Origin of the sequence: Leptospira harrisiae, from assembly GCF_002811945.1 — a bacterium.
In the GTDB taxonomy this organism is placed as follows: domain Bacteria; phylum Spirochaetota; class Leptospiria; order Leptospirales; family Leptospiraceae; genus Leptospira_A; species Leptospira_A harrisiae.
This window is the reverse complement of record NZ_NPDX01000010.1, coordinates 1-5,632: the sequence shown is the minus strand read 5'-3', so window position 1 is coordinate 5,632 and position 5,632 is coordinate 1. Positions and strand designations below refer to the sequence as shown.

Annotated in this window: 8 protein-coding genes; 1 reads left to right on the top strand and 7 read right to left on the bottom strand. The window is 36.4% G+C overall.

Annotation, left to right across the window (positions count from 1 at the left end):
• From CH364_RS18555 to CH364_RS18520, 6 genes are all read right to left on the bottom strand, one after another.
• The coding region (locus CH364_RS18555; protein ID WP_125232010.1) for a ribbon-helix-helix protein, CopG family at positions 1 to 152 on the bottom strand (152 nt) is incomplete at its 3' end.
• Positions 153 to 787: 635 nt separating this feature from the next.
• Entirely contained in the window at positions 788 to 1,669 is an 882-nt protein-coding gene (locus CH364_RS18545; protein ID WP_100787889.1) for an AbiTii domain-containing protein, read from the bottom strand.
• A gap of 556 nt (positions 1,670 to 2,225) precedes the next feature.
• Entirely contained in the window at positions 2,226 to 2,624 is a 399-nt protein-coding gene (gene vapC, locus CH364_RS18535; RefSeq protein WP_100787887.1) for a type II toxin-antitoxin system tRNA(fMet)-specific endonuclease VapC, read from the bottom strand.
• Positions 2,624 to 2,854 (bottom strand): type II toxin-antitoxin system antitoxin VapB, encoded by a 231-nt coding sequence (vapB, locus tag CH364_RS18530; RefSeq protein WP_100787886.1) that lies wholly within the window; start codon positions 2,852 to 2,854, stop codon positions 2,624 to 2,626. Before vapB ends, vapC begins: the two co-directional genes overlap by 1 nt.
• Before the next feature lie 315 nt (positions 2,855 to 3,169).
• On the bottom strand, positions 3,170 to 3,790 hold the full coding sequence (locus tag CH364_RS18525) for a HEPN domain-containing protein (protein WP_100787885.1): 621 nt from the start codon (positions 3,788 to 3,790) through the stop codon (positions 3,170 to 3,172).
• A gap of 52 nt (positions 3,791 to 3,842) precedes the next feature.
• Positions 3,843 to 4,265 (bottom strand): transcriptional regulator, encoded by a 423-nt coding sequence (locus CH364_RS18520; protein WP_100787884.1) that lies wholly within the window; start codon positions 4,263 to 4,265, stop codon positions 3,843 to 3,845.
• A gap of 68 nt (positions 4,266 to 4,333) precedes the next feature.
• On the opposite strand from CH364_RS18520, the gene CH364_RS18515 reads away from it, so the two are divergent.
• The gene (locus tag CH364_RS18515; RefSeq protein WP_244280427.1) at positions 4,334 to 4,714 is read left to right on the top strand and encodes a helix-turn-helix domain-containing protein; all 381 of its coding nucleotides are present in this window, start codon (positions 4,334 to 4,336) and stop codon (positions 4,712 to 4,714) included.
• Positions 4,715 to 4,832: 118 nt separating this feature from the next.
• On the opposite strand, the gene CH364_RS18715 is transcribed toward CH364_RS18515, so the two are convergent.
• A partial coding sequence (locus CH364_RS18715; RefSeq protein ID WP_208859281.1) for a PD-(D/E)XK nuclease domain-containing protein occupies positions 4,833 to 5,632 on the bottom strand: 800 nt, incomplete at its 5' end.

Sequence of the window (5,632 nt, the reverse complement as noted above, 5' to 3'; positions counted from 1 at the left end):
TCACCTAGTTCATAGGCAGAAGGTTGTTTTGCAAAATTATCAATATAGTAAACTAAAGATTCTTTAATTACTTCTGATTTACTTTTGTTTTCAATTTTAGCAACTTCAGAAAGCTTTTTTTCTAGTTCTTCTGGTAATCGTAGGCTTATCATGGCTGTCTCGTGATACAACTGTATTACATTTTCTCTTTTTTGTCAAGAGTATCTTTACTAATTTTATTTGTAACAATGTATATTTGCGCACATTTCGTATAACGAACTAGGGGAGACGACGTTCCCTGACCCTGAGTCCCGGATGGGACGTTAGGGACTGGCACGTAGCTTGCGTATGCGAGCGAGTGACAGAAAGGGAATGTGGCGTAGCCCAAGCAAGGCCGTAAGTGCCGCAGCGCAGCGTTTCCCCGTTGTTAGTTGCAGTGAGCGCGTCGAGAAACGATTTTTGATAAGAAAGAACTGGAAGAACCACCAGCTATCTTAAACAGACAGATCAAAGTAATTCATCCTAAAGAAATCTTAAACAAACGCGACCCACCATAGTTTAATTTTGTTTAGATCTTTGCTTAATAGAAAAAAAGCGAGAAAAAACAAACCTGGCGAGAACGAAAATCTGCACATTGCAACTAACGAACTAGGGGAGACGACGTTCCCTGACCCTGAGTCCCGACGGGACGTTAGGGACTGGCACGGAGTTTGCGGATGCAAACGAGTGACAGAAAGGGAATGTGGCGTAGCCCAAGCAAGGCCGTGAGTGCCGCAGCGCAGCGTTTCCCCGCTGTTATGCGCCGTCTTTAAAACTGAAAAAAATTTTGATATTTAGAGATTATTCCAGAGGCTATGATACTTCCTGTCATTCCTTCTAAAATATTTCGAATAGTTTTTGCGCTTTCCATTAAAATAGAAATTTTAGGTTTTTCTTTTTGACTTTCATTATCTATTTTTGCTATTTCAGTATTTAATTTCGCTCTATCTTTCTGGTTTATGTCTTTATTATGAATATTGTCTTTTAATACCGCTATTATTTCTTTTAATATATCTAATGAAAATTCTGAATTAGTAATGCTAGTGTTCTCTGAATCATTTACAATCTGACTGCCATTTATATTTTTGAAAATGTTGTTTACTGTATAATTAATATTTTGTGCTTTATTTATTTCATCTTTGCTAAAACTCATATTTGCTCCTATTATTCCATCTTCTTCCAATTTTAATGACCATTCAAGAAGAATGTTTTTAATTGTTTCAATAATGCCAGTCAATTGGGTAGTGACTAAATTAATTCTTACCTTTGTTTGATAATTCATTAATTTTGAAAATTCGTCAGGAAGTGGTATAGCTAAACCATTTTGACCATTTTGTATTAGATCTTCAAGTTCTGGAACAGATTGTACAATTTCTCTAGTTGATACCTCATCTTGCATTGTTTTTTGGTTAAAGATAACCGGCTGCCAACCATGATGAGGATTCCAAGCAACAACTTGGCCATATACTCTTCGGTATTCAGGAATTTCTTTCTGACCTGAATATCCATTTAGTTCCTTTTTTATCCAATTTTCTAATGTTGTCACTTTTAGTTTTCTAGAAATAATGTAGGCTTTTCGAAGAAGATCTGTAACTTTGGAACTTGAGTCGTAAAGATCTTGTTGTAATTCAATAACTAAAGATTTTTCCATTTTTTCTCCAATAGATTTTTTAAGATGGCGCATAACGAACTAGGGGAGACGACGTTCCCTGACCCTGAGTCCCGGAGACGGGACGTTAGGGACTGGCACGTAGTTTGCGGATGCAAACGAGTGACAGAAAGGGAATGTGGCGCAGCCCAAGCAAGGCCGTGAGTGCCGAAGCGCAGCGTTTCCCCGTTGTTAGTTGCAGTGAGCGCGTCGAGAAACGATTTTTGATAAGAAAGAACTGGAAGAACCACCAGCTATCTTAAACAGACAGACCAAAGTAATTCATCTAAAAGAAATCTTAAACAAGCTAGACCGACCAGATTATTCTTTTGTATAGATCTTTGCTTAATAGAAAAAAAGCGAGAAAAAACAAACCTGGCGAGAACAAAAATCTGCACATTGCAACTAACGAACTAGGGGAGACGACGTTTCTGAAGCGGCACGAGATTGCTAAGCAAGCGCAGTGACGCGAAAGAAATGTGTCGAAGACCAAGCAAGGGTGAGCGAAAGCGAATCCCGAAGCGCAGCGTTTCCCCGTAGTTATGCGAAGTGGCAATTATTATAAAGACCAATCTTCAATTTTCAGATTTTTAACTCTCTTGAATTCCTTTGTATTATTAGTAATAAAAGTTAAATTTCTTGAAATAGCTTGAGCGGCGAGTAAAGCATCAACAGAGCCAATCAGATTTCCTGATTTTTTTAAATCAGCTTTAATTAATCCAAAAGCTTGTGTATCTTTCTGTTCGAAAGGCAATATTTCAAAGATAGAAAGAAATTCGATTAAAGAGAGTCGATTTTTTTCCTTTTGTTCACTATTTTCTACGCCAAATTCAAGCTCAGCTAGAGTTAAAGAAGAAATGAAAATTCCTTTGTTATAGTTATTCTTTATCTTGTTAAGTAGGGCTTGATTCTTCTTTTTGATAAGAAAAATACAGATATTTGTATCTAAAAGAAACATTAAAAATTGTCTCTTTCTGGTTCAGGTAATTCAGTCCTTCCTTCTTTAAGAAAATCATCTGTAAATCCATTGAGACCATCAAGAAAAGCATTCCAAGCTTTATTTTTCGGAACTAAAATTACAGCATCACCAACTTTCTGTATAAAGACTTCTTCACCTTTAAATTGAAATTCTTTTGGTAGTCGAACAGCTTGGCTTCTTCCGTTTAGAAATATTTTGGCAGTTTGCATAGATGTAGACCTTCTTTAAAAGGTATATATCGTGATATATTCTTGGTCAATAACGATTTTCTCTTAATTCTTCAAAATTTCGCCATTTCGTATAACGAACTAGGGGAGACGACGTTTCCCGACCCTGAGTCCCGGAACGGGACGTTAGGGACTGGCACGGAGTTTGCGGATGCAAACGAGTGACAGAAGGGAAATGTGTCGGAGACCAAGCGAGGCCGTGTGCCGAAGCGCAGCGTTTCCCCGTAGTTATCTGCTGTGCCGCGCCCCCGATGTCTAACCGAGCGAAGCCACGGAAGGCGTAGCCGGTTAGGGAATTTAAATTGAACTCGCTAATCTAATTATTTCTTCACCAAACTTCCTGATATTTTCTATCCAGTCCGATACTATCCATTTATTTATTCGGTTTGCATGGTGTTTTCCGTGACCCGTATCAACATTTTCATCAGCTTGATGTACGATCGCGTGTCTTCTTTTGATCATGGAATCAATTTTAGGAAGTAAATTGAGTGTATCATCTAAATATTTGATTTTGGCTTTTTCAAGGCGGCTTACAATTTCCGTTGTATCATTGAAACTAATCACTTCTAAATACTCAGTAATACTTTGCTTTACTACATCATCGACTAACTTTCCTCTGAAATCTAAAAGGGCGCCTAAAAAGAATTTTTCAGGCCGACCTCCCTTCTGAATACCTGTAAGAGGTATTTCATTGATAAAATCTTTTGATGCATTGATCGGGTAAGTATATTTAAGAACGCTTCTTAGAAGATCTTCAAGACTTGCGTGTAAAAACACTACTGCGGCTCGTAAAACATCGGTTTGTTTTACTGATTTTCTTCCCTTGCCGGAAACACTTTGAATATAAACTTTGATCAGTTCTTCGCTTCGCTCAAGGTTTCGTTCAAATCGAAATATAATTTCTGGAGGTAAAGGCATAATTATAGTGATAAAGAAATTTTATCAAATTACAAAAGATTGATTAAGTTTACTAATCCTTATCTTTAGAAAACTCAGCAATCATTTCCCCTATAGCTTTTCTTTGCTGATTAGAAAATTTTAAAAGGTTTTGAATAATTTCTCTAAGACCTTTCGTGGTCTTAATTTGACTTAGTAATACTTTATCTTGATCAGCTTTTGAAACCAATTTATCTTCCTCTTCCGGTGAAAGATATTTGATTGGAAGAACTGGAATCGAATCATTCAAGAGCCAGTTAAAATCTGGTTTATACTCTTGCTTAAGAAGCGTTAAAAAAGAATGCGAAGCAGATTCGACTCGTCCTTGAACAATTCCATTCATCCCGGTAGGTGTAAGTTTTAGTTTGGCAGCCGCTTCTTTTTGACTGTCCCCTTTCGCTTCAATCAGGGCTTGCACCTTTTTACCAAGTAAATTCTCTACTTTTTTAACTGTCATTCAAAATACTTTTATAAAATATTATTGACATTAATACGTTTATATCGTATTAATGTATTTAGCACTTTATGAGCGCAGAATTAGTTTCTATGGCATCTCCTTATACGAAAAGCAGAAAAAGACCAATTCTGAGGCCCTCGAATGCCCAAAAGGTAGCAAATTCCGAGGTCACAATGTTTGCAAGTGTCCTTCCGCAGTGGAAAGTATCTAAGAAAGAGAAAGAATTCTTTTATAGAGCTTTGAAAACTGCAAGAAAGGACGCTGGTCTTACTCAAGCTGAAGTTGCTAAGAAGCTAAAGCGTAGTCGAAGTCATATTTCTAAGATAGAGCTAGGACAAAGGCGATTGTTTATGGATGAGTTTTTGGTTTTATATAAGCTTTATGGAAAGCCAACTATCTATTTCTATTCAGCCTTTGTAAAAAGTGATCTTGTAGAACAAATAGATTAAGCCCGAGTAAAATCTGTGAAGCAGTTTTAACGAGGGCCATCGAAGCGAACATAGCGAGTCCCGATCGCAAAGTGTTCGGGCGAGATCAGTGCTGCCTTTGTATAAGGGGCAATTTATCCTAAGTAACAACAATTTCAACATTAAATTCTTTGTCGTTCTTCTTGCGACTCCCTGCTAGCGAAGTAAAATTGTTTTTATCTTTAGTTTTTCTATACGGATCATAGACAAAAACAAATAGATTTTTAATACCAGGGTAGGCATGATACGATTCGAAATCCTCTTTCAATTCTTTGACAAATTTAGTTTCATTTTGATCTGAATTCTTGATCATTTTTGTTTCTATCAAAATTCCATGCTCCTTCAAAACTAAATCAATTCGACTTCCCCTTCCACCAATCTTCGGAACTGGATCTTCTGTTTCTAAATTAGGAAAAATAGGCTTCAACATTACATAAAGAAGGTCTTGGACATCATACTCATCGTTGATTTTGTAATTCTCTTTACCTGCTCTTCGCGCGCCTCTTAAATTCCTAGATGCGTTATCAAAATTGTTTAGAACTTGTAAAATGGTTTCATTAATGGTTAAATTGTTAATCAATTGCTTAGAGCTATCTGCCAAAAGTAATCTTTCATATTCCTCCATCATGATCAAATCAATCATATCTAGGTTATGTTCATTAACTTTGGAAAAAACTTCAAGAGGATTGTTTTGTTGGAAGTTGCTATCGATTAAACAATTTATAATAGGAACATAATCAAAATCAGGATCGCTTTTTTCTAAAGAATTTATATACCTCTGCAAGTTTTCTTTGAGAGATGGAAGTAATTTAGAAATAATATATTTATATTTAATACTTGACTGTTCATATTTTCGGATAAGATCTTTTTCGAGTGCCTGAGGTGCACATAAATATAAAC